This is a genomic window from Verrucomicrobiaceae bacterium, assembly GCA_016713035.1.
Taxonomy (GTDB): domain Bacteria; phylum Verrucomicrobiota; class Verrucomicrobiia; order Verrucomicrobiales; family Verrucomicrobiaceae; genus Prosthecobacter.
The window spans coordinates 281488-304610 of the sequence record JADJPW010000003.1; the positions used below are offsets into that span (position 1 = coordinate 281488).

A 23123-nucleotide genomic window follows, 5' to 3' on the forward strand; every position below is an offset into this window, starting at 1 on the left:
CCCCCCTTGCACGCTCATGCTCCGCCCACTCCTCGCACTCAGTCTCGCCCTGGCTCAGCCCTTAATAGCGGCAGATGAATACCCACCAGGGCCAGACTCCAAGCCCCAACCCGGCATCGCCAAAGGCACCCTCATCAAAGACACCTACCGCGCCGCCAGCGACAGCGTCTTCCCCGGCACCGAGCGTGAATACACCCTCTACCTCCCCGCCGCATTCGATCCGGCAAAGCCCACGCCCTACATGGTCTTCCAGGACGGCGTCATCTACCAGGCCCCCACCGTCTTCGACAATCTCATCGCCAAAAAAGAAATCCCACCCCTCGTCGGCGTCTTCATCCGCCCCGGCGTCGTCCCCGCAGCGAACGACAATGCCCTCCCCCGCTTCAATCGCAGCTACGAATACGACAGCGTCAACCCCTCCTACTCGCAGTTCCTCATCGACGAGTTCCTGCCCGCCATCGAGGCCAAGCACGGCCTCAAACTGAGCACCGATCCCAATCACGCCGCCATCTCCGGCAACAGCAGCGGCGGCATCTGTGCCTTCATGGCCGCGTGGCATCGCCCGGACCGCTTTCGTCGCGTCTTTACAGGCGTGGGCACCTACGTCGGCATTCACGGGGCCGATCAACTGCCCGTCCTCGTCCGCAAAGTCGAGCCCAAGCCCCTCCGCGTCTTCCTCCAAAGCGGCACCGGCGACAACAACCTCTACTGCGGCGACTGGTGGATGGCCAACCAGATGATGGAACGCAGCCTCACCTGGGCCGGTTACGACGTGAACCACGCCTGGGGCGAAGGCGGCCACAACGCCAAACACGCCACCCAAATCTTCCCCGACGTGATGCGCTGGCTCTGGCGCGACTGGCAGACGAACATCGAAGTGAAGGCCAACCCGAAAGACGATTCGAAGTGGAAAGGCTACGAAATCATCCCCACCGGCTCCGCCTGGGAAAAAGTGGAGAATTCACTCAAACAGCCCGCACATCACCTCCAAGTCGATCTCAGCGGCCAAATCACTCCCACAGCCAATCCACATCCTAGAGCCGTGGACCACACCGGACGCAAAATCGCCCTCCCAGAAGGAGGCAATGGTCAATCCCTCTGCTTATCACCCGATCAAACACTCGCCTACATCTCGCAAAAAAACGCCCACTTCATCCACTCTGCCCAAATCAGCCCCAGCGGCACCCTCCAGCATGCCCAGCCCTATTACATGCTCGAAACCCGAGATGACGGCACCTGCGAAGCCTCCGGCATGAGCGTGGACACCGAAGGCCGCCTCTACGTCGCCACCGCACTCGGCGTGCAAGTCTGTGATCAGGCTGGCCGCGTCAACTACATCCTCCCCACGCCCAAACAGCCCCTAGACGTCTGCTTCGGCGGCAAAGACCTCAGCGAACTATTCATCGCCTGCGGCGACACCATCTACAAACGCCCCACCAAGGCCAAAGGCGTGATCAGCGGCCAACAAAAGCCCCTCAAGCCCACCGCCCCGAAACTCTAAGTCCCGCCCTAACGCTCCGCCCCACCCTTTGCTTGTTGGTAAACTCCCTCAGACCGATTGGGGAGTCTGCATTGTTCTCCAGAGGCAGCGAATCGAGCAAAAAGAAGCAAGAGCACGCTCGCCGTCAACTCTACCTCTTCGCCCAAGGCTTACGCACCAAAACCATGGAAAATGGGACGTGTGACTTCGGAGCGGAAGGTTGGGTCAAGGGCGCATCGCTTGCGCTTGCGCTTGCTGCTCATGGAACCTTTTAGTGGGCTGGCCTTCAGCACCTTGGCTGATATTTCGCGCAGCAAAGTGAGGCTGTGCGCGGCGGTTTTGTCCCGCACCTGGCAGTGATCCTCGTTGTAGGTCACGTCCAGCAGATGATGGCACTGATTTTGACTCGCTACACTCGCCCTGCGGGCTGCCTGCGGCAGTGTATCTCCGCTGCGATCCGGTTCCACCGACCAATGGTTGCGGATGAGCCTTCCCAAATCCGCCGCATCGGCCTTCGAGTTGCTGAGATAGTAATGCATTTCGACAGTTGGTTTCTCCGCGCTGTGGCGCTGGCGCATGGTCTCGCGCCGCACACAGATGACGCTTTGCAGCCCCGTCCACTTCCATGACTTGGGCCACCAGCTCATGTCGCGGATGACGACGACTTCGCGCTTCTCGTAGCGCCCGCAGTTTTGCTCTCTGGTGGTGCTCACCTCGCACCCGGGCTGCCATCCGCCCTGCGCATGGGTTTGGTCCTCCGGTAGGCGCAGGTTTTCAAAATAGGAGCAGGTTGCGGATGGACCACTGGAGAGCGGGTTCATACTCCTCTGGGAACCATAAAAAGAAGTTTTGCAGGCCTTTGTTGAGGTCGAGGCCTCGCTTGAGCCCTGGCTCCAGGGTCGCTTCGACCTTCCGGTCGGAAATGAGGCAGTTGAAGCAGCTTTTTGAGCTTGGAGCGCCCCGTTCGCACCTGGATGGTGGTGAAGCCAGGATGATGTTTTTGGCAGTGCTGGATCGCATGGGGAAAGGGAGGAGGAAAAGGTCAGTGTCCGCTGGAGGGCCGAAATTTACGGTAACGGTGGGACAGTTGCATGGGGGGGGGGGCGATAGCGTCAGGTAAGGTTTGGAGGTTACGATGAGAACTGCCATTGAAAATCTTGAGTAATGGAGCTGGAGGTGTCAGCATCAAGCCGGTTTCTAGCTAGTGATTGACTTTCGCATTGGATGAGGATCTAGATTTTTTTGTTGCCCAGCTGGCGGCGTGGTGACACATCAAAACATCATGCCGTCTGAAAATGCCGCCCCCAGCCCATCTGCTAAGCCCACTTTTTCTGTGCTGGTTTCTTCCTGTGATTCCTACAGTGACCTGTGGCCGTTCTTCTTCCATTTCTTTAATCTTCAATGGCCGCAGCCTTCTGTCCCGGTGCGCCTCCTCGACGTGCAGCGCCTGTACAGCATTGGCTGGAAAGCCAAAGCCCCTTCCGCGGCGGCGTATCAATGGTACCGCGAGCATGTCCCCGGAGCACGAGATTCGTAGTTAAGACTTATGACCGACTCCATACCAAACAACCTCAAAGTCGTAATCCTCTGTGGAGGACTCGGAACCCGCCTTCGCGAGGAGACGGAATATCGCCCCAAGCCCATGGTCCCCATCGGCGGGCAGCCCATCGTGTGGCACATCATGAAGACGTATGCTCACCACGGCTTCAAAGACTTCGTGCTGTGCCTCGGCTACAAAGGTGAAGTCATCAAAGACTACTTCCGCAACTACCTCTGGAACCGCAGCGACGTGACGCTCAAACTGGGGCGCAACCCGCAGATCACCTACCACAATGCCCACGACGAGGAGGACTGGACCGTCACCCTGCTGGAGACTGGCATGCACACGATGACTGGTGGACGTTTACTTCGCGCCATGCAGCATCTCGGAGATCCAGATCTGCTGCTCACGTATGGAGACGGGGTGACGGACTCAGACATCGGCACCTCTGTCCAATTTCACTACGCACAGAAGGCCCTCGTTACCATGACCGCAGTGAGACCCGTGGGCCGCTTTGGAGAACTAGGACTTGATGGATTTACGGTGAAGTCCTTTCAAGAGAAGCCGGAGCAAGAAGCAGGTTTTATCAATGGTGGTTACATGGTGCTTGATCAATCTGTTCGTCAATTCCTCGCCGGAGACGACTGCGTTTTTGAACGTGATCCGCTGCAAAAGATCGCTGAGGCAGGTGGGCTAAAAGCCTTCTGCCATGACGGTTTTTGGCAGTGCATGGACACTTACCGCGAGTTTGAAATCCTCAACAAAATGTGGGACGGCGGCAACGCGCCCTGGAAGGTCTGGTGATGTTTAGCTCCGTCTATCAAGGTAAACGCGTCCTCGTGACCGGGCACACCGGTTTTAAAGGCTCGTGGCTCACGCTTTGGCTGTACGCCCTGGGAGCAAAGATCAGTGGATATGCACTGGCGCCGCTGCATCAGGAGGATTTGAGGCATTTCATCCCGTGTGATGTACTAGCACACGAATGGATCGCCGATCTGCGGGATCGCACCACTCTGACAAAGGCCATCGAGACGGCCAAGCCAGACCTCATCATGCACTTGGCAGCTCAGCCGCTGGTGCGCCTGTCCTATGCGGAACCTTTGGAAACCTTCTCCGTGAACGCCTGGGGAACAGCGACGCTCTTGGAGACCGTGCGGGCCACAAACTCCCGTGCCCATGTCATAATCGTCACGAGTGACAAATGCTATCTGAACAAGAACCACGGTCGTCCCTTTTCCGAGGATGATCCACTCGGAGGTCATGACGTGTATTCGATGAGCAAAGCTGCCACTGAAATGGTCGTGGCGGCTTGGCATGCCTCGTTTTTTTCGCGTGAACTGGGCAGGGGACGCCTTGCCACCGTCCGCGCCGGCAATGTCATTGGTGGCGGGGATTATGCCGTGGACCGCATCCTGCCAGACTGCGTGCGTGCGCAGGTGGCCGGACAGCCGGTAATCCTGCGAAATCCCGCCGCGACAAGGCCCTGGCAGCATGTTTTGGAGTGCCTCAGTGGCTACTTGAACGCGGGGCAGCTCCTGTTTTCCGAGCCAGCGTCGAAAGAGCTTCTCAATCTGAATTTTGGCCCAAATCCCGGCTCCGAGCACAGCGTGGGCGAGGTCGTGAAGGCATTCTTTGATATCTGGCCCGGACACTGGGAGGCCAGACCTGACCCCAACGCCGTGCCAGAAGCCAATCGGCTGACCTTGAGTCATGCAAAGGCCTCCAGCTTACTGGGCTGGCGTCCCGTTTGGGGCTTCAGCCAGGCCACCCAGGCCACCGCTGAGTGGTATCGTGTGCGCCACACGCAAAAAGACGCTGACATGTTGACTTTTACTCGCCATCAAATCACCAAATACGCCGCTCAGGCCCGCTCCGCCGGGCTGCCGTGGACCCATTAGTTTAAACCATGCCCCAAGCCCATAGCTGCCGCTCCTGTGGCTCCACCCGTTCCTTTCCAGTGATCGACCTCGGCCTTCAGCCGCTGGCGAACAACCTCTTGCACACGGAGGACCTCGGCAAACCAGAGCCGCGCTTTCCGCTCGCCGTCTTTGTTTGTGCCGATTGCTGGCTGATGCAGATCACGGAAACAGTGCCCCCAGTCGATCTCTTCAGCGATTACATCTACTTCTCCTCCTTCTCTGACGCCATGTTGCGCCACTCGAAGGCCGCCGTACAAAAGCACAGGGAGGAAAAAAACCTCGGCAAAGAAAGTTTCGTCGTCGAGATCGCCAGCAACGACGGCTACCTACTGAAAAACCTCGTTGGGGCCGGTATCCCCTGTCTGGGATTCGAGCCGGCGGCCAACATCGCCGAAGTCGCTCGCGAAAACGGAGTCGAAACGCACTGCGAGTTTTTTGGCCAATCAACCGCCTCCGCCGTGCGTGAGCAAAAAGGCCGTGCTGACCTCATTTTAGGCAACAACGTCTTCGCCCACGCCCCAGACACCAATGACTTCGTCGCTGGCGTGGCCGAACTACTTCAGCCAGACGGTTGGTGCGTGTTTGAGTTCCCCTATGGCGTGGAAATGATCGAAAAAGCCGAGTTCGACACCATTTACCACGAACACGTCTATTACTTCACCCTCACGCCGCTCATTCCGCTCTTCAAACGTCACGGAATGGACGTTTTTCACACCGAGTGCCTACCCATCCATGGTGGCTCGCTAAGGCTTTACGCTTGCCGGAGCGGAGCAGAAAGTATCCGCTCAAGCGTCACAGAAACACTCGCCAGTGAAACCCGCCTCGGTGTCAGCAGTGCTTCTTATTATCAACGTTTTAGCGACCAAGCCGCCCAAGTGAAAGCTGATTTGGTTCAGTTTTTAGAAGAGCAAAAGCGAGGCGGTAAACGCATCGCCGCCTACGGAGCCTCAGCCAAAGGCAGCACCCTGCTCAACTACATCGGTATTGCAGCCCAGACTCTCGAATTTATCGCAGATCGCAGCACCTACAAGCAGGGCCGGCTCAGCCCTGGTTTGCACATCCCCATCGTTGCTGCTGAGGAGCTCGCTGCCCGCTCACCCGACTACGCCGTGCTCCTCGTGTGGAATTTCGCCGAAGAAGTCATGCTGCAGCAGCAGGACTTCCGGGCTATTAACGGCAAGTTTGTCATTCCGCTGCCAAAACTCATCGTAGCATGAACTTTCTTCCCACCCAGATCGAAGGAGTATGGATTGTCGAAATGGAGCGCCGTCAGGACGAGCGCGGCTGGTTCGCACGCACATGGTGTAAAGATGAGTTAAAGGCCCACGGCCTCGACCCAGCCCTGGCTCAGTGCAGCAGCTCTTTCAATCACAAGCGCGGCACCCTGCGAGGCATGCATTACCAAGCAGCGCCAAATGAAGAAGTAAAATTGGTTCGCTGCACACGTGGTGCTGTGTTTGATGTAGTGTTAGACCTACGCCCAGACTCCCAGAGCTTCAAACATTGGCACAGTGTGGAACTCAGTGCAGACAATGGCCGCGCGATCTACATCCCCAAAGGCTGTGCACACGGCTACCAAACCTTGATGCCTGATACCGAATTGCACTACATTATTTCTAATCGCTACATCCCTGAAAGTGGACGTGGTTTGCGTTGGGATGACCCAACATTCGGCATCCTATGGCCAATGCCAGATCAAGCAATCCTGTCACGACGGGACGCATCCTATCCGTACTTCACCCTATAAACGTTTTGCAATCGGTTGATCCAATCTAGACTTTTAGAATTGCAGCTTTGAAATCCAAAACATCTTCTGCTACTAAGGCCGCCACAAACATGAACCGAATTCCCGTATTTAAACCACTAATCGAAGAGCAAGAGATTGAGGCCGCAACGGATGCTCTCCGGCTCGGCTGGCTGGGAATGGGAGCCTACGTCGGGCAATTTGAAAATGGAATCAAGGATTTTCTAGAAACTACCGACCGTGAGGTTGTTGCATTAAACACTGGGCACGCGGCGCTACATTTGGGCCTCTTATTAGCTGGCGTGGGGCAGGGGGATCATGTTATCACACCTTCGTTTAATAATATCGCTGACTTTCAGGCCATCCTTGCCGTTGGAGCGATCCCCGTATTCTGCGATATAGATGACCGCACGCTTTGTATCGATCTAGAAAAAGCCGAGGGGCTGGTAACCTCTCGTACCAAGGCGATAATCGTCATGGATTATGATTGCATTTTGTGTGACCATGATCGGGTGGCGCTATTTGCTGAGAAGCACGCCTTGCGTGTCATCCATGATGCAGCTCATTCGTTTGGCTCTAGAAGTCGAGGGCGTAGGATAGGTAGCTTTTCTGATATATGCATGTTCAGCTTTGATCCTGTAAAAACGATTACATGCATAGATGGAGGAGTTCTCGTTGTCCGCTCCGCAGAGGAGCGCCAGTGTTTACATGAAATGCGGTTGATCGGCATGAGCCAACCTGCTACAGTCATGTATCAAAACCAACGTGCATGGACCTATGATGTAAAATCATTAGGCTTTCGCTATCACATGGCGAACTTACACGCTGCAATGGGCCTAGTTCAGCTCGCCAAAATGCCAGTGATTTCCGAAACTCGGCGCGCTGCTTGCCGCACCTACAATCAACGTCTCAGCGCTATCCCACAAGTACGCGTTCCAGACACCAATTTTGACGACATCACTCCATTTCTCTACTACATCCGAGTGCCAGCGGATCTCCGAGATTCGCTGCGTAATTGGATGTCTAAGCGCGGTATCGATACCGGAATCCAGTGGCAGCCAGGCCACTGGTTTGAGCTTTTTAAAAACTGCCCTCGCGGTGATCTATCCGTTACAGAAAAGGCTGGCAATGAAGTTATGTCATTACCCCTTCATTCAAAAATGTCCTCATCGGATCAAGAAGCTGTTGTGGGGTCCATTGAATCATTTTTTCGGCAACAATAGCGGAGATGTTCATGATTCCTCAATCTCTGCTCCAGTCGATCAAGGTAAACGCGGGAACATCTCAACAATTCTGTCTTGAAGTTGGCTCGCCAGTGCAGGCAGTGCTAAGGCCTGTTGCTACTAGCAGAGAACGACTTGATTTTTCAGACATTTACCTACTGACGCAATGGCGCAACCGACATTGTTCGTCTTTTTTGACGGAATTCACTGCAACTCCTGAACGGACGGCATTATGGCTCACAAAGATAGTAGGTCCTGATAACACGCGCGTGCTTTTCATGGTTGAATCTCCGCGAGGAGAAGTTGTTGGTTATATGGGTTTAGCCTTCATCGACTGGACTACGCATGAAGGGGAAGCGGATGCCGTAGTGCGTGGCAGAGATGCCCCCCGTGGTCTCATGACTGATTGTCTGCGTAGCCTCTTGAATTGGGCACGTGGACCACTCGGACTACAGAAAATATCAGTACGTGTGCGTTCCGATAATCCGGCCCTGGAATTCTATCGTAAATTTGGTTTCATGGAGACTCGTCGAGAGCATTTACAGCGCACAGAACGCAACGGAGATGTTGTATGGCAAATTGACAATGACCATGTTTGCCTTTCTGAACCTCAGTTGGTTCATATGAACCTTCTTGACGTTCCATCAACACCGCCCCCCTAACCATTCTATGTTATGATCACCATTGATGAAGCCAACGCACTCGTTCATATTGATAGCAATTGTGAGCGAGTGACCTTGCCCATGAACACGGCAGAAGCCTTTGAAGCAGTCTCCAAGGCCTGGCTTCGCTGTGGTTGGGACACTAAACATGTTTATACCTTCACTTGGTTCGGGCGACCAATCATACAGTTGCCTGAGGATATGGTTAGAACACAGGAAGTCATATTTCAGTTGCAGCCTGACTTGCTCATCGAAACCGGTGTAGCGCATGGTGGATCACTTATTTTCTACGCCAGTCTGTTTAAAGCCCTTGGCCGAGGACGTGTGATCGGTATTGATATTGAAATTCGGCCTCACAACCGAAAAGCAATTGAAGAGCATTGCCTCCATCCACTGATAAGTTTGATTGAGGGTAGCTCCACGTCGCCAGAAATCGTTGCCGAAGCGTCCAAGCTCGTGAGTGATGGCGAAAAAGTGCTTGTCATGCTTGATTCTAACCATTCCAAAGAACATGTGCTGGCAGAGCTACAAGCGTATTCCCCGCTCGTAACGCCGGGATCTTATATCGTCGCCACAGATGGGATCATGCAAGAATTGGTCGGGGCTCCGCGCTCTCAAGCTGATTGGGGACTTAACAATCCACAGCAGGCCGTGCTCGAGTTTTTAGCCAGCAACAACCAATTCGAGCAGATCCAGCCCCGTGGCTTTTCAACGAAAGTCCAGTGCTTCGAACAAACGTTACCTATTGGCCTGGTGCATGGTTGCGGCGTAAAACTTAATTACAAATATATACACATGTGTGCGCCATTCGTTTCTATAGCTGTGCCAACTAAGAACCGAGCTTTTTTGCTTGGAGACTGCATTCGGTGTGCGCTTGATCAATCCTATTCAAATTTTGAATTGGTGATTGCTGATAATGATGACTCTGCGGCTACCCAGCAGGTTGTCGCCGGCTTCAATGACCCTCGCATTAAATATTTTAAGACGGGCGGACTCTCCATGCCGGACAATTGGGAATTTGCCTTCCAACAGACTTCTGGAGAGGTCTTCACCATGCTTGAGGATAAACAGTTTTTAAAATATCACGCACTCGAAACGATAGCGAAACGATTTGCAGATTCCAGTGTGGATGTTGTCACTTGGAGCAGTGATTCGTTTGATGACGTGGGGCTTTTCAAACGTGTCTGGTCGCCCCCTGCATCAAGACAAACCGCTGTTTTCAACAGTGATGAGGTGCTCGATAAGTTTTTAAAAGGGCGCTCCAGTGAATGGAGCCATTTTTTGCCTATCGCACATCTCAGTGCCGTGCGTCGAGCACTAGCAAAGAAGGTGGAACTGTCCATAACGGGGCGGCAATTTCTACCCGTATCCCCAGACTATACCTCCGCATTTCAGTGGTTGGCGCATGGTGAAAAAATTGTGTGCCTGGCGGAGGCGCTCGTGGTTTATGGTACGAAGCAGCATAGCAACGGGCGGGCAGCCCTTCTCAAACAGGGGCTCTATGAGGATTTTCTCCGAGAGTTAAAGATTAGTGACAGTGATCGCTATGACCGAATTCCGGTGAAGGCAATGACAGTTCCTGGGGCCATTTACAATGACTACCTTCATATACGCGAACGACTCGGAGGAAGGCTTGCACCTCACGAACTGGATATGCCTAGATTTTATCAATCTGTTCACGCTTATATTTCCAACGCTTTTAAAGAAGGTGTAGCGATGAACCGTGAATTGGAAGCATGGCAAACAGCTTTGAACGCCGAGTCTCCTAGCACACGGAGTGAAGTCATGTCTCAAATTAAACTTGCGCATTTGAAAGGTAGAATGAGCCAGGCAATAAAAAAAACAGAATGTTTCATCAAAGGCGTGTGGAAGAAATGGGTGCTGCGCCGACCTGAATGGCGATACGCCAGTGCAATCGACTACATCCAGGCGCAGAAAAAGGAATATCAAATGTCATAGGGCATTAACTGCAGCGCACACTTTTTGTGAGCAGCACGCTCAATTATCAACTTCAGCTACCGGTGCACGCACCGAGGGCGGCAGCTTGTCTAGACCGGTTCTCAAAAAGAATGTCATAAACGCGTCTTTGGGCGGCACTGGGACTGAAGGATGGAGGGCTGGTCGAACAAAGAGCGTAGGGACTCGATGATACGGTCCTGAAGTTGCTCGGAAGTCTTGGCGATCCAGCCGTTGAACCAGTCGGCTTTCATGCGCAGCCACAACCGCTCAATAGCGTTGAGGTCTGGCGAGCGTGGCGGCAGATACTCCGGCTCGAAGTGATGCCAGTTGAGGCTCTTGGTCTTGTGCCATGAGGCGTTGTCGAGCACCAGGATAGCGCGGCGTCCTTCTACGCGCGGATTCTCTTCGGCCAGAGTGTCGAGGAACACCTGAAAAGTGACGCTGTCGCATAGGTTGAAGAGCAGTGCGCCGAGCCTTCCATCTTTGGGCCGCACGGCACCAAACACATTGTAGCGGATGTGCTCACCGAGATAGGGGGAGTGGCGCACCTTGCCGATCTTGGTCCAGGTGCGGCGCGGGCGCGGATCGCCTTCAAAGCCGCTTTCGTCGCTGAACCACAGGTCGACGTTCGGATCGGCCCCCAGTTCTGGAGCTTTTCGCAGAAGGCTTGGCGCTTGTCCTCATCCTGATTGAGCGGCCAAGGGCGCGGGAACCTTGATGCGGTAGTCGTGCTCGTGGAGATAGCGCACGGTGGTGCTGTAGCCGAGCTGGGTTTGCAGGTTCTGCTTGATCCAGCCGTGCAATTTCACCGCGGTCCAGTGGCTTTGTCCGGCCAGTGAGGGATCTTCGATGAGAGGTAGGATTTTATCGCTCACCTGTTCCTTGGGCAGGATGCGGCGACGCCCGCTGCTGCGTCCAGGAATGAGACCATCAAGGCCGGCGAGATTGAAGGCTTGGATGAAGCGCAAAACCTGCCGCAGGCTGAAGCCTGAGAGGTCAGCGACTTGCTCGCGGCTCTTGCCTTCATAAAGCCAGCGCAGCGCTTGAAGCCGACGAAAGCCCTTCTTCGTGGGTGAGCAATCCATCGCCACGCCGACCTCTTCCAAGGTCGCGTTTTCGAGATTGAGTGTGATGCACGGGCGGGCCACCGCCGCCTATTAATTACCGCAATTCTAAAAAGTACAGCCTCAATATGACATTCTTTTTGAGAACCGGTCTAAATTCATGAAAATGGGCAGACGACGATTCGGGATCATCGGTGGAGGCCTCATCGGGCTGGCTACGGCGATTAAATTACAAAACCGGCTACCTGCTGCGGAGATTTTTGTGTGGGAAAAGGAATCCTCTCCCGGCCAGCACCAGTCCACGCATAACAGCGGCGTGCTGCACGCGGGCCTCTACTACAAACCCGGCTCGCTCAAGGCCCGGCTGGCCGTCCAGGGCATCCGGGAGATGACTGCATTCTGCCACGAGCATGGCATCAGCCATGACATCTGCGGGAAAGTGGTCGTGGCCACCAGCGAGGTCGAGGAATACCGCCTGAAGACGCTCATCGAGCGTGGCTCGGCAAACGGTCTCAGCGGCATGGAGAGGCTCGGGCCGGAGCAGCTCAAGGAAATGGAACCCATGGCCGCTGGCATCGCCGCCGTGCATGTCCCGGAAGAAGGCATCGTGGATTACAAGCAAGTCGTCGAGGCCATGAGAAAGGTCCTGGAGGGCCTCGGCGGATCGCTGCGGCTCTCCTGCATGGTACGGCAGCTTGTCTTTCGCGCCGGGGAGTGGACGCTCGTCGGCGAGGAGCGTGAAGACCAATGCGATTTCCTCGTGAACTGCGCCGGCCTCCACAGCGACCGCGTGGCCCGCATGGCGGGGGAAAATCCCTCCACACGGATCGTGCCCTTCCGCGGCGAGTACTTCCAGCTCCGCCCCGAAATGGCCGCCAGGCTCAAAAAGCTCATCTATCCGGTGCCAGATCCCACCTTCCCCTTCCTCGGGGTGCATCTCACCCGCCTCATCCACGGCGGCGTGGAGGCCGGGCCGAACGCCGTGCTTGCCCTCGCCCGTGAAGGCTACAAAGCCACCGATGTAAACCTCCGTGACCTCGGCGAGGCGTTGAGCTTTCCAGGCCTCTGGCGCTTCCTGGCCGCCCATCCCGGCATGTGCGCCCGCGAGCTGCACACCTCACTCAGTAAGAGCCGCTTCTGCCGCGAGCTGCAAAAACTCACTCCCGAGGTGCAGGACAGCGATCTGATGGACGGCGGAACTGGCGTGCGTGCCCAGGCCATGTCTCCCGATGGCAGGCTTGTCCAAGATTTCGATTTCATCGAGCGCGAGCACGCCTTGCATGTCATCAATGCCCCCAGCCCAGGTGCCACCGCCAGCCTCGCCATCGGCCAGCATATCGTGGACAATGTTTGCCGTGTGGCCGGATTAAGCTAAAGAATCACTCCCACCATGAATACCTTCGCTGACTACGCGGCAAAGCTCTCCCAATTCACCTCCAGCATGGACTGGAGTGGCGTGGAAAAGCTCGCCAACCTCGTTGAAGACGCTCGCAAGCAGCGGAAACAGGTTTTCATCTGCGGCAATGGAGGCAGCGCGGCGAATGCCCTGCACATCGCCAATGACTTCACCGCCGCCATGTTCAAGGGCACTCGCAATGCCATCCTGGCGAACGCTCTGCCGGCCAACGTGGGCGTGCTGACCTGCATCGGCAACGACCTGTCCTATGAGGTGATCTTCTCCCAGCAGCTCCGCGTACTCGCCGAGCCGGGTGATCTGCTCATCGTGCTCTCCGGCAGCGGGAACTCGCCCAACATCCTCGCCGTGCTCGATGAGGCCAAGGCGCAAGGCGTCACCTCCGTCGCCATACTCGGTTTCGACGGTGGAAAGGCGCTGCACAAGGCCGATCATGTGATTCACTTCGCCCTCAACGACATGCAGATCGTCGAGGACCTCCAAATCGTCGTCGGGCACATGATCATGCGTCACATCTCCGCCCTCAACGGCACCAAATGCTAATCTAAGTCTCCCTTCATGTCCCAGCGCATTCTCGTCATCGGTAGCAATTCCTTCTCAGGAGCCAGTTTCGTCCGTTATTTGCTCAAACAACCCGGTTTGGAGGTTGTCGGTGCCAGCCGCTCTGCGGAGCCTGAGCTGCCCTTTCGCCCTTACTCATGGGATTCGGCCGCCAGCGGTTCCACCTACCGTTTTCATCAGCTCGATTTGAGGAAAGACCTAGATGCGTTGGTGAAGCTCGCCGCGGATCTGGAAGTGACCCAAGTCATCAACTTTGCCGCGCAAGGCATGGTCGCGGAGAGCTGGCTGAAGCCTGAGGACTGGTATATGACCAATACCGTGGCGAACATCATGCTGCACGACCAGCTTCGGAAGCTGCCGTCGCTGCAAAAATACGTCCACATCTCTACCCCCGAGGTTTACGGCAGCACGGACGGCCTGCTCAAGGAGACCCGCAGCTACAATCCCAGCACGCCCTACGCCACCTCTCGAGCCGCTTGCGACCTGAGCCTGCACAACTTCCTAGAAAACTACCGTTTCCCGGTCGTCTGGACCCGCGCCGCGAATGTCTATGGTCCCGGCCAGCAGCTCTACCGCGTCATTCCGCGCATGGTGATGGCCATCCTCACCGGCAAAAAGCTCCAGCTTCACGGCAGCGGCCATTCCGTCCGCAGTTTCATTCACATTGACGATGTCGCCTCCGCCACCTGGGACATCGCGCAGAAGGCCGCGCCAGGCAGCATCTACCACATCAGCACGGACCGCTTCGTCAGCATCCGCGATCTCGTGACGCTCGTGTGCGAGCGCATGGGGGAGGACTTCGCCAAGCACACTGAGGAAGCCCCCGAGCGTGATGGTAAGGATGCCGCCTACCTGCTCGATGCCGCGAAGGTCCGCGCCGAGTTTGGCTGGCATGACCGCGTTTCCCTTGAGCAAGGCATCGACCAGACCGTCGCGTGGGCGAAGGAGCACTTTGATGCGCTCAAAAAACTGCCGCTCAACTACATCCACAAAGCCTGATCTCTTTTCCAACCCATCCATACAACCTCACGCATGAAAAACATCCTCGTCACCGGCGGCTGCGGCTACACGGGCACACTCCTAACTCGCGCCCTTCTCGAAGCTGGCCACAAAGTCACCGTTTTCGACACCCAGTGGTTTGGTAATCACCTTGAGGCCCATCCTTCTCTGACTGTCGTCAAAGGCAACATCCGCAATCTGGAATCCATTCCGCTAGATGGCATGGATACCGTCTTTCACCTCGCGAACATCGCGAATGATCCCGCCGTCGATCTCGAGCCGACTCTCTCCTGGGAGGTGAACGTGCTCGCCGCCATGCAGATGGCCGATCAATGCGTGCGCAAAGGCGTGAAGCATTTCGTCTTCGCCTCCTCCGGCAGCGTTTACGGCCTGAAATCCGAGGATCGCGTCACCGAGGATCTCGAACTGGTGCCAATCTCCGTCTATAATAAGACCAAGATGGTCGCCGAGCGCGTGCTGCTCAGCTATGCGGACAAGATGCAGGTCCATTGCGTGCGTCCCGCCACTGTCTGTGGCTTCTCGCCGCGCATGCGTCTCGATGTCGCTGTGAACATGCTGACCTTCCAGGCCCTGCAAAACAAGCGCATCACGGTCTTCGGCGGCGATCAGACCCGCCCGAACATCCACATCCTCGACCTCATTGATGTGTACATGCACCTGCTCGCCAATCCGCAGGTCGCCTCAGGCTGCTACAACGCCGGCTTTGAAAACATCTCCATTCTCGAGATCGCCAACCGCGTGACGGAAATCATCCCCGCAGAGGTCATCGTCAGCGAGTCCAACGATCCCCGCAGCTACCGTCTCGACTCCAGCAAGCTGCTCGCCACCGGCTTCAAGCCCAAGCGTAGCGTGGGCCAGGCCATCCGCGAGATGATCGAACTCTACCAGCAGGGTGTGCTCAAGGACAATGAGAAGTCCCACACCGTGAAATGGATGATGAAACTCATTCAGACCGGCGACCTCGTCTAATCTCCCTCGTTCGCTTTTTCGATGAAAACACCCGCAGCCATCCTGGTAGAGCAAAAAAAGCCTCTCGTGATCGACGAGGTCGAAATTCCACCGCTTCGATTCGGCCAGGTGCTCGTCGAAATCGCCGCCACGCGCATCTGCGGATCGCAGATCGGCGAAATCGATGGCGTCAAAGGGCCTGACCGCTGGCTGCCGCATCTTCTCGGGCATGAAGGCGGCGGCACCGTGCTCGAAGTGGGCCCCGAGGTCACGCATGTGAAGCCCGGTGATCGCGTCGTCATGCACTGGCGTCCCGGTCTTGGTCTCCAGCCAAAACCTCCGGTCTATGACTGGAACGGCAAAAAGACCAACGCCGGAGCCATCACCACCTTCCAGCGGCTCAGCATCGTCGCGGAGAACCGCCTCACGGTGGTGCCGAAAGACACGGATTTTGAGCTTTGCTGCCTGTTTGCCGACACGCTGACTACCGGCTTCGGCACGGTCACGAATGATGCCCGTGTCCGTCTTGGCGAATCGGTCGTCATCATCGGTGTCGGCGGCATTGGCCTGGGTGCGGTGCTTGGTGCTTCGCTCTCCGGTGCCTGCCCGGTCATCGCGGTTGATCTTTTCGATCATAAGCTGGCGAAAGCGAAGGAGTTTGGCGCCACGCACACCATCAACTCGAAGACCACGCCTGACTTCCGCGCCGCCGCAGAGGAGATTCTCAAAGGCAAAGCGGATGTCGTCATCGACGGCACCGGCAATCCCGCCGTGCTCCAGGAGGCACTGGCCCTCACCGCGCCAAAAGGCCGCTGCGTCGGCATCGGCGTCATGCCTTGGGACAAGACGATCTCGATCAACACGCTGCAATTCCACTTCGGCAAAGAGCTCACCGGCTCCGAGGGCGGCAGTAGCCAGCCCGCCATCGACATCCCACGTCAGCTCCGCATGATCGAAAACGGCCTCTTCGACCCGAAGGGCATGATTTCGCATCGTCTGAAGCTCGAAGAGGTCAACGACGGCATCGCCCGCATGCGCAGTGGCGAGACGATTCACAGCATCATCCACTTCTGATCCGCTCTCATGGCCGAAACCGACATCGTTGAACTCCAAAAAATCGCCGCACAGATGCGTGGCAAGGTCATCGAGATGGTCGCCGCCTCCGGCGCGGCGCATCTCGCCTCCGCGATGTCATGCATCGACATCCTCGTGGCCGCTTACTGGCGCATTTTGAGGCTCGATGCCTCGAAGGCCGCCGATCCGCTGCGTGACCGTTTCATCTTGAGCAAAGGCCACGCCGCCAGCGCCCTGTATGCCGTGCTCGCCGAGCGTGGCTTCTTTAGCAAAGACTGGCTCGAAACTTTCGCCACGCATGGTGCACCACTGGCCGAGCAACCTGCTCCTGGTTGCGCTCCCGGCGTGGAGCTTGCCACTGGCTCTCTCGGTCACGGGCTGCCTGTCGGTGCCGGACATGCCCTGGCGGCACAGATTCAAAAGCACGATTATCAGGTGCTCGTCTGTGTGAGCGATGGCGAGTGCAATGAGGGCACCGTATGGGAGGCAGCGATGTTTGCCGCCGCACGCCAACTGCAAAACCTCACCGTCGTCGTCGATTACAACAAATGGCAAGCCACCGGCCGCTCGAACGAGGTCATGCAGCTCAGCCCGCTGCGTGAAAAGTGGGCCGCCTTTGGCTGGAAGGCCGTCGAGATCGACGGGCATGACATTGCGGCGCTCGTCGATGCGCTGGACCGCTCCAAACAAGAACCTGGCAAGCCGACCGCAATCATTGCCAACACCGTGAAGGGCAAGGGCGTGTCCTTCATGGAGGATGACAACAACTGGCACTACCGCGTCCCGAAAGCCGCCGAGGTGGAGGCCGCCAAGAAAGAACTCGGACTTCTATGAGAAACGCATTTGCAGACGAGATACTCGCCCTGGCGCGGAAAGACCCGCGTGTGGTGCTGCTCTCCGCCGACATCGGCAACCGCCTCTTTGACAAGCTCAAAGCGGAGTTCCCTGACCGCTTCTACAACTGCGGCGTGGCCGAAGCGAACATGATCGGCGTGGCCGCCGGCATGGCCCAGAGCGGCCTGCGCCCCTTCTGCTATACCATTACGCCCTTCATCACCTACCGCTGCATGGAGCAGATCCGCGTGGATCTTTGCTACCATCATCTCCCCGTCACGGTCGTGGGCACTGGTTCGGGCCTCTCCTACGCCTCGCTCGGCGGCACTCACCACTCCTGCGAGGAGATGGGCATGCTTCGGTTGCTGCCCGGCCTCACCGTCGGCGGCCCGGCGGATGCGCCTGAACTGCGGGCGCTCTTGCGGGACAGTTTGAATCAAAACGGCCCCGTCTATCTCCGCATCGGCAAGAAAGGCGAGCCGCAGATGCATGCCGATGTGCCTGCGCTGACGTTCGGAAAGTCCATCACGCTCCGCGAAGGCACGGAAGCCTGTATTTTGAGCCTCGGCACTGTTTTGCCAGAAGCAGTGGCTGCGGCCGAAAAACTTGCTGCGAAGGGCATTACGACCCGAGTGGTCAGTTTTCCCACTTTGAAGCCTTTGGATGCAAAATGCCTCCAGGAGGTCTTTTCGATGTTCAAAGTCGTCGCCACACTGGAGGAGCATAGCATTCTCGGTGGTCTCGGCGGCTCCGTGGCTGAGTGGAAGGCCGATCATCCTGAATTGAATGGACGCCTCGTGCGTCTCGGCACACCGGACGAGTTTTTGCACCTCACCTGCGAGCAAGAAGAAGCCCGCGAGCACTACGGCCTCACTGCTCAAGGCATCGCTGGACAAATCGAGTCACTTCTGCGCCCGGCATGATCATCGGCGTTGATTTTGACAACACGATCGTCTGCTACGACGGCATCTTCCACCGCGTGGCGTTGGAGCGCGGGCTGATCCCCGCCGACCTTCCGCAGGATAAAACCACGGTGAGAAACCATCTTCGCCAGATCGGCCGCGAGACGGACTGGACTGAGATGCAGGGTTACGTCTATGGCCCGCGTCTGATCGACGCCCAGGCCTATCCTGGCGTGCTCGATTTCTTCCGTGCTGCTGTTCAACAAGGTATCGAAGTTCGCATCATCAGTCACAAGACCAAGCATCCCTTTCTCGGGGAGAAACATGATCTGCACGCCGCAGCTTGGGGCTGGCTGGAGGCGAATGGCTTCTTCGATCCGGCCCGCATCGGTATCCGCCGTGATCAGGTCTTTCTCGAACTCACCAAAGAGTCCAAGCATCAGCGCATCGGCACCGCGGGCTGCACACACTTTATCGACGATTTGCCCGAGTTTTTGCTCGATCCCGGTTTCCCTACGGGCGTGGAGCGGATTCACTTCGATCCCTGCCTCACCGCCAAGCCCGAAAATGGTCTTCGCTCCGCCGGAAGTTGGAAACAAATCACCACCGAATTGCTCGCCAGTCCCGCTGTTGTCGCTCTGGCGCATCAGGTGCTCGGCGAGGCTCCATTGAAGCTCGCTCCTATCACCGGAGGAGCCAACAATCGCATTCATCACGCCCGCGGCACCTCTGGCGAGGTGATGATCAAAGCCTATCACCATAGCTCGGTGGACCTGCGCGATCGTTTTGCTGCCGAGCAGCGGTTTTACCAGCTCGATCTCCCGCAGACTGCCAAACCGCTCACCTGGGATGCTGGAAACCGGCTCGGAGCCTTCAGCGTGATTCATGGCCACAAACTGGCAACCGAGGAGGTCACTGCCGCCGATGTCGATCAATTCATCGAATGGATCTGCGAACTGCAAAGCCGCCGCGAGCATCCCGCCGCCCAAAACATCGCACTGGCCGCAGACGGCTGTCCGACCATGCAGGACCACATCTCCCTGCTCCAGCGTCGTGTGGAGCGACTTCTGAATACCGAAAGCGATCACGCAGCATTTCGAGCCTTTGTGACTGATGAACTCGCCCCGCACTGCGCAGAAGTCATCGCTTCCATTGATTCAACCAGTAGCACGCCGCCGCAGGTGCTCTCGCCTTCGGATTTCGGCTTTCACAATGCGCTGAAGGATGCGGAAGGCCTTCTTTGGTTCTTAGACTTCGAATACGCCGGCTGGGATGACGCTGCGAAGTTGCTCTGCGACTACTTTTGCCAGCCGCAAGTGCCCGTGGGCATCGAACACGCAGACCGATTCATCCGTGCCGTCTCTCTTGCCACAGGCGAATCCGGTCTCGGAGATCGTTTTCACCAGCTCCTGCCGCTCCACGCCGCCAAGTGGGCCTGCATCCTTCTCAATGAGTTCCTGAAAACCGATGCCGACCGCCGCAAGTTCGCCGGCCTACAGGACCGCCGCGATGCGCAGCTCGAAAAATCCCGTCGCATGCTCCAGAAAAGTCTTTCCCACCTTTGACCATGTCCCAGCTCCGCAATTTCGTCACCCCTCTTCACAAGGCCACCGCCCGCAAATACATCGAGCGCATGTGCGACGACAAGGTCGCCTGCATGGTGAAGGCCAAGGAATACGAATTCGACTACTGGGACGGCGACCGCCGCTTCGGCTACGGCGGCTACAAATATCTCGCTGGCCGCTGGGTGCCTGTCGCAAAGGCCCTCATTGAAACCTACGGCCTCAAAGCTGGCTCCCGCGTCTTGGACGTCGGCTGCGGCAAGGGTTTTCTCCTGTATGAAATGAAACTCATCGAGCCTGGCCTGGAAATCTACGGCATGGACGTCTCCGACCACGGCCTCGCCAACGTGCATCCCGAGTTGAAAGCAACCTTTGTGAAGCAACGAGCCCAAGATACCTTCCCTTGGCCAGACAAACATTTCGACCTCGTTCTTTCGATCAATACGTTGCACAACCTTCGTCTATTTGAGCTACAAACGGCACTTTCGGAGATCAGCCGCGTCGGTAAGCAGGGCTACCTTCTCGTCGAGAGCTATCGAAACGAGTTGGAGCAGTTCAATCTCCAGTGCTGGGCGCTGACCTGCGAATCCTTCTTTGATGTCGAGGAATGGATCTGGCTCTACCAGCACTTCGGCTACATAGGAGACTATGAGTTCATCTATTTTGAGTGATGCTTCCTGGAACACAGGCTCCATGAAAAAACCTATCCAGCAATATACGATTTCGTGTTGTTCCCCTACTCACTGGGCGATGAGCTCAGGAGATGCCGCTCGCCATAAACCAGATACTGATGCGCTAGGGCAAATGGCACAACATCCGCCGAATCTCTTCCGGCAGACACCAGAAGCATTAATTCAAAAATCTTTTTAATGAACCGCTCATTAATCATCGGCTGCAACGGCCAGGATGGCAGGCTGCTTCAAGCCCGTCTGGCCGAGGAGGGTAGTGAGGTCACGGCGTTGGGGCGCGGAGATCTATTGTTGGAGGATTCTGTCGCGGTCCGGCGGTTGGTTAAGCAAGGGTTTCAAGAAATCTATTATCTTGCGGCGCATCATCATTCTTCTGAGGAAATTGTGGATTCCGGCTATCTGAGCCTATACCTCAGCAGTGTGTCCGTGAACATGAACGGACTCATGCATTTTCTGGAGGCCATTCTCCACCACTCGCCCGCTACCCGTTTGTTCTACGCCGGATCATCGCTAGTCTTTGGCGCGGCTGGGCAGGATATGCAGGACGAGCAAACGCCGTTTGACCCGCGATGCATTTACGGGATCACCAAATCCACTGGGCTGCGTCTTTGTCGATACTACCGTGACAATCACGGCGTTTTTGCTGCCGGCGGCATTCTTTTCAATCATGAGTCTTCGATCAGGAGTCAAAAGTTCGTCATCCCAAAAATCATCCATGCAGCCCTCGCGATAGCGTCCGGCACTCAAAAAACGCTGAAATTGGGAACCTTGTCATCGCGGGTTGACTGGGGCTATGCAGCCGATTACGTACGGGCAATGATCGCCATTTTAAGACTGCCCGCCCCTGATGACTTTGTCATCGCCACCGGGGTGACTCACAGTGTTCAGGATGCCGTGGAAATCGTCTTTACTCACCTAGGGCTGGACTGGCGCAAGCATGTCGAGGAGGCGCCGCAGATATTGGTGAGGAAACGGACGGTTCTGTGTGGAAACGCCGCCAAACTGCGACGCGAGACGGGGTGGAGCCCTACGATTGGTTTCAAAGAAATGCTCATCCATCTGGTAGAGACCGCCCGCAATGCCTAAGATCCTGATTTTCGTCCCGACTTACAATGAGCGCGAAAATGCTCCGCTGATGGCGCAGCAGTTATCGGAGCTAAGGCTTGATGCGGATATTCTCTTTGTTGACGACAGTTCTCCAGACGGCACAGGAGAGATGCTCGAATCCCTCAAACCGGAAATTCCGCGTCTAGTCGTCCATCACCGCAGTGGTAAGCTGGGGATAGGTAGCGCCCATGCCAAAGCGATCTCCTGGGCTTTTGCGCAGAGTTACGAGATACTCGTCACGATGGATTGTGACTTTACACACTCTCCATCGGACATTCCCGCCATGCTGGAGAAAGCACAAAGCTGTGATTTGGCCGTCGGATCACGCTGGGCGAGGAAAGACAGCCTACCAGGTTGGAACTTTTTTCGCCGGATCATGACTCGCTTGGGACATTTCCTGACAAAATCCGTTCTGGGTATCACGCAAGATGCCAGTGGCGCATTTCGGGCCTACCGACTCGACCGCCTGCCTCCCGAGGTCATCCAGCTAGCCAAGTCGAGGAACTATGCATTCTTCTTTGAAAGTCTCTACATCATCAGCAGGAATGGCTTTGAGATCGGCGAGGTGCCAATCACATTGCCTGCGAGAACTTACGGGCACTCTAAAATGGCATTGGGTGATGCGTTTCGAAGCGCCTGTCACATCTTCAGTATTGCGCTCCAAAACATCCGCAGGCCGGAGCAGTTTCTGCTGCCCAGCCGTCATCTGCGCATTGATTCTGGTTTGCAGGACCCGCAGGATTGGGACTCCTATTGGAATCATTCCGGCGAGACTGGCAATCCTGTGTATGAAATCATCGCCGGGATATACAGGCGGGCAGTGATCAAACGAAACCTCGAAAGCGCCGTGCACCGCCACTTCAAAGAGGGCTCCAGCTTGCTGCATGCCGGCTGTGGCAGTGGCCAGGTGGATGTGGTACTTCAACGGGTAATGGAACTTACCGCAGTGGATATTTCCACGGGTGCGCTCGCTCTTTACGCACGCAACAATCACCACGCTGCGGCCATCCAACATGGCACCATTTTTCAGCTTCCGTTTGCGGAAGCCACTTTTGACGGTGTTTACAATCTCGGCGTGATGGAGCACTTCACCTCGGAAGAGATTCAGGCTATCCTGACCGAGTTTCACCGTGTGCTTAAACCGGGTGGCAAAGTGCTGCTCTTCTGGCCACACGCGAAAGCCACTAGCGTCCTGGTGCTTCGAATATGCCATGTGTTCATGAAATCCGCACTCAAGAGTGACAAGCAGCTTCACCCGCCGGAGATTTCTCACATGCATTCCAGGCAACACGCGGAAGGTATCTTGTCCAACGCCGGGTTCAAACTGGTTGATTACTCTTTTGGAATGCAGGATTTCTTCGTTCAGGCAATCGTTGTCGGCATGAAATAGGCGCTGATGACACGCTGGGAAGCATACAAGT

The 23123-nt window shown here is 56.3% G+C and carries 24 protein-coding genes and 1 pseudogene; 22 read left to right on the top strand and 3 right to left on the bottom strand.

What is annotated here, in order from left to right:
• Positions 1-16: 16 nt before the first annotated feature.
• Entirely contained in the window at positions 17-1501 is a 1485-nt protein-coding gene (locus tag IPK32_12125; GenBank protein MBK8092697.1) for an SMP-30/gluconolactonase/LRE family protein, read from the top strand.
• A gap of 149 nt (positions 1502-1650) precedes the next feature.
• On the opposite strand, the gene IPK32_12130 is transcribed toward IPK32_12125, so the two are convergent.
• Positions 1651-2301 (bottom strand): hypothetical protein, encoded by a 651-nt coding sequence (locus IPK32_12130; GenBank protein ID MBK8092698.1) that lies wholly within the window; start codon positions 2299-2301, stop codon positions 1651-1653.
• A 461-nt stretch (positions 2302-2762) separates the two neighbouring features.
• Here IPK32_12130 and IPK32_12135 point away from each other — a divergent pair, with 461 nt between their 5' ends.
• From IPK32_12135 to IPK32_12175, 9 genes and pseudogenes are all read left to right on the top strand, one after another.
• Positions 2763-3017, top strand: a complete 255-nt coding sequence (locus tag IPK32_12135; protein ID MBK8092699.1) for a hypothetical protein — start codon at positions 2763-2765, stop codon at positions 3015-3017.
• A gap of 9 nt (positions 3018-3026) precedes the next feature.
• Positions 3027-3824: a glucose-1-phosphate cytidylyltransferase gene (gene rfbF, locus IPK32_12140; protein MBK8092700.1), complete on the top strand. Its 798-nt coding sequence runs from the start codon at positions 3027-3029 to the stop codon at positions 3822-3824.
• The gene (rfbG, locus tag IPK32_12145) at positions 3824-4918 is read left to right on the top strand and encodes a CDP-glucose 4,6-dehydratase (protein MBK8092701.1); all 1095 of its coding nucleotides are present in this window, start codon (positions 3824-3826) and stop codon (positions 4916-4918) included. Before rfbF ends, rfbG begins: the two co-directional genes overlap by 1 nt.
• A gap of 8 nt (positions 4919-4926) precedes the next feature.
• Positions 4927-6156, top strand: a complete 1230-nt coding sequence (locus tag IPK32_12150) for a methyltransferase domain-containing protein (protein ID MBK8092702.1) — start codon at positions 4927-4929, stop codon at positions 6154-6156.
• A complete protein-coding gene (gene rfbC / locus IPK32_12155; protein MBK8092703.1) occupies positions 6153-6686 on the top strand; it encodes a dTDP-4-dehydrorhamnose 3,5-epimerase in 534 nt (177 codons plus the stop codon). The genes IPK32_12150 and rfbC overlap by 4 nt, the downstream gene beginning before the upstream one ends.
• Positions 6687-6775: 89 nt before the next feature.
• Positions 6776-7906 (top strand): DegT/DnrJ/EryC1/StrS family aminotransferase, encoded by a 1131-nt coding sequence (locus IPK32_12160; GenBank protein ID MBK8092704.1) that lies wholly within the window; start codon positions 6776-6778, stop codon positions 7904-7906.
• A gap of 11 nt (positions 7907-7917) precedes the next feature.
• The gene (locus IPK32_12165) at positions 7918-8568 is read left to right on the top strand and encodes a GNAT family N-acetyltransferase (protein ID MBK8092705.1); all 651 of its coding nucleotides are present in this window, start codon (positions 7918-7920) and stop codon (positions 8566-8568) included.
• 12 nt (positions 8569-8580) lie between these two features.
• Positions 8581-9347: pseudogene (locus IPK32_12170) on the top strand (cephalosporin hydroxylase family protein).
• Between the two features lie 16 nt (positions 9348-9363).
• Positions 9364-10527 carry a glycosyltransferase family 2 protein gene (locus IPK32_12175; GenBank protein ID MBK8092706.1) on the top strand — a complete coding sequence of 388 codons (1164 nt, stop codon included), beginning with the start codon at positions 9364-9366 and terminating at the stop codon, positions 10525-10527.
• Between the two features lie 113 nt (positions 10528-10640).
• Here IPK32_12175 and IPK32_12180 read toward each other — a convergent pair whose 3' ends face one another.
• Together IPK32_12180 and IPK32_12185 are read right to left on the bottom strand one after the other, a co-directional pair.
• A complete protein-coding gene (locus IPK32_12180; protein MBK8092707.1) occupies positions 10641-11189 on the bottom strand; it encodes an IS630 family transposase in 549 nt (182 codons plus the stop codon).
• Between the two features lie 18 nt (positions 11190-11207).
• On the bottom strand, positions 11208-11675 hold the full coding sequence (locus IPK32_12185) for a helix-turn-helix domain-containing protein (GenBank protein MBK8092708.1): 468 nt from the start codon (positions 11673-11675) through the stop codon (positions 11208-11210).
• 82 nt (positions 11676-11757) lie between these two features.
• On the opposite strand from IPK32_12185, the gene lhgO reads away from it, so the two are divergent.
• Genes lhgO through IPK32_12245 form a run of 12 tightly spaced genes read left to right on the top strand, consistent with a single transcriptional unit; the run spans position 11758 to position 23092 of the window.
• Positions 11758-12966, top strand: a complete 1209-nt coding sequence (gene lhgO, locus IPK32_12190) for an L-2-hydroxyglutarate oxidase (protein MBK8092709.1) — start codon at positions 11758-11760, stop codon at positions 12964-12966.
• 15 nt (positions 12967-12981) lie between these two features.
• Positions 12982-13548 carry an SIS domain-containing protein gene (locus IPK32_12195; protein ID MBK8092710.1) on the top strand — a complete coding sequence of 189 codons (567 nt, stop codon included), beginning with the start codon at positions 12982-12984 and terminating at the stop codon, positions 13546-13548.
• Between the two features lie 15 nt (positions 13549-13563).
• A complete protein-coding gene (locus IPK32_12200) occupies positions 13564-14565 on the top strand; it encodes a GDP-mannose 4,6-dehydratase (protein ID MBK8092711.1) in 1002 nt (333 codons plus the stop codon).
• Between the two features lie 33 nt (positions 14566-14598).
• The gene (locus tag IPK32_12205) at positions 14599-15555 is read left to right on the top strand and encodes an SDR family oxidoreductase (protein MBK8092712.1); all 957 of its coding nucleotides are present in this window, start codon (positions 14599-14601) and stop codon (positions 15553-15555) included.
• Between the two features lie 21 nt (positions 15556-15576).
• Positions 15577-16608 (top strand): zinc-binding dehydrogenase, encoded by a 1032-nt coding sequence (locus IPK32_12210; protein MBK8092713.1) that lies wholly within the window; start codon positions 15577-15579, stop codon positions 16606-16608.
• 9 nt (positions 16609-16617) lie between these two features.
• Positions 16618-17442 carry a transketolase gene (locus IPK32_12215; GenBank protein ID MBK8092714.1) on the top strand — a complete coding sequence of 275 codons (825 nt, stop codon included), beginning with the start codon at positions 16618-16620 and terminating at the stop codon, positions 17440-17442.
• On the top strand, positions 17439-18365 hold the full coding sequence (locus tag IPK32_12220) for a transketolase (GenBank protein MBK8092715.1): 927 nt from the start codon (positions 17439-17441) through the stop codon (positions 18363-18365). Before IPK32_12215 ends, IPK32_12220 begins: the two co-directional genes overlap by 4 nt.
• On the top strand, positions 18362-19909 hold the full coding sequence (locus tag IPK32_12225) for a hypothetical protein (protein MBK8092716.1): 1548 nt from the start codon (positions 18362-18364) through the stop codon (positions 19907-19909). The genes IPK32_12220 and IPK32_12225 overlap by 4 nt, the downstream gene beginning before the upstream one ends.
• A gap of 2 nt (positions 19910-19911) precedes the next feature.
• Positions 19912-20577, top strand: a complete 666-nt coding sequence (locus IPK32_12230; protein ID MBK8092717.1) for a class I SAM-dependent methyltransferase — start codon at positions 19912-19914, stop codon at positions 20575-20577.
• Positions 20578-20599: 22 nt separating this feature from the next.
• On the top strand, positions 20600-20776 hold the full coding sequence (locus IPK32_12235) for a hypothetical protein (GenBank protein ID MBK8092718.1): 177 nt from the start codon (positions 20600-20602) through the stop codon (positions 20774-20776).
• On the top strand, positions 20776-21681 hold the full coding sequence (locus tag IPK32_12240; protein MBK8092719.1) for a GDP-mannose 4,6-dehydratase: 906 nt from the start codon (positions 20776-20778) through the stop codon (positions 21679-21681). Before IPK32_12235 ends, IPK32_12240 begins: the two co-directional genes overlap by 1 nt.
• Positions 21674-23092, top strand: coding sequence for a glycosyltransferase (locus IPK32_12245; GenBank protein ID MBK8092720.1), 1419 nt, complete (start codon positions 21674-21676; stop codon positions 23090-23092). The genes IPK32_12240 and IPK32_12245 overlap by 8 nt, the downstream gene beginning before the upstream one ends.
• Positions 23093-23123 lie beyond the last annotated feature (31 nt).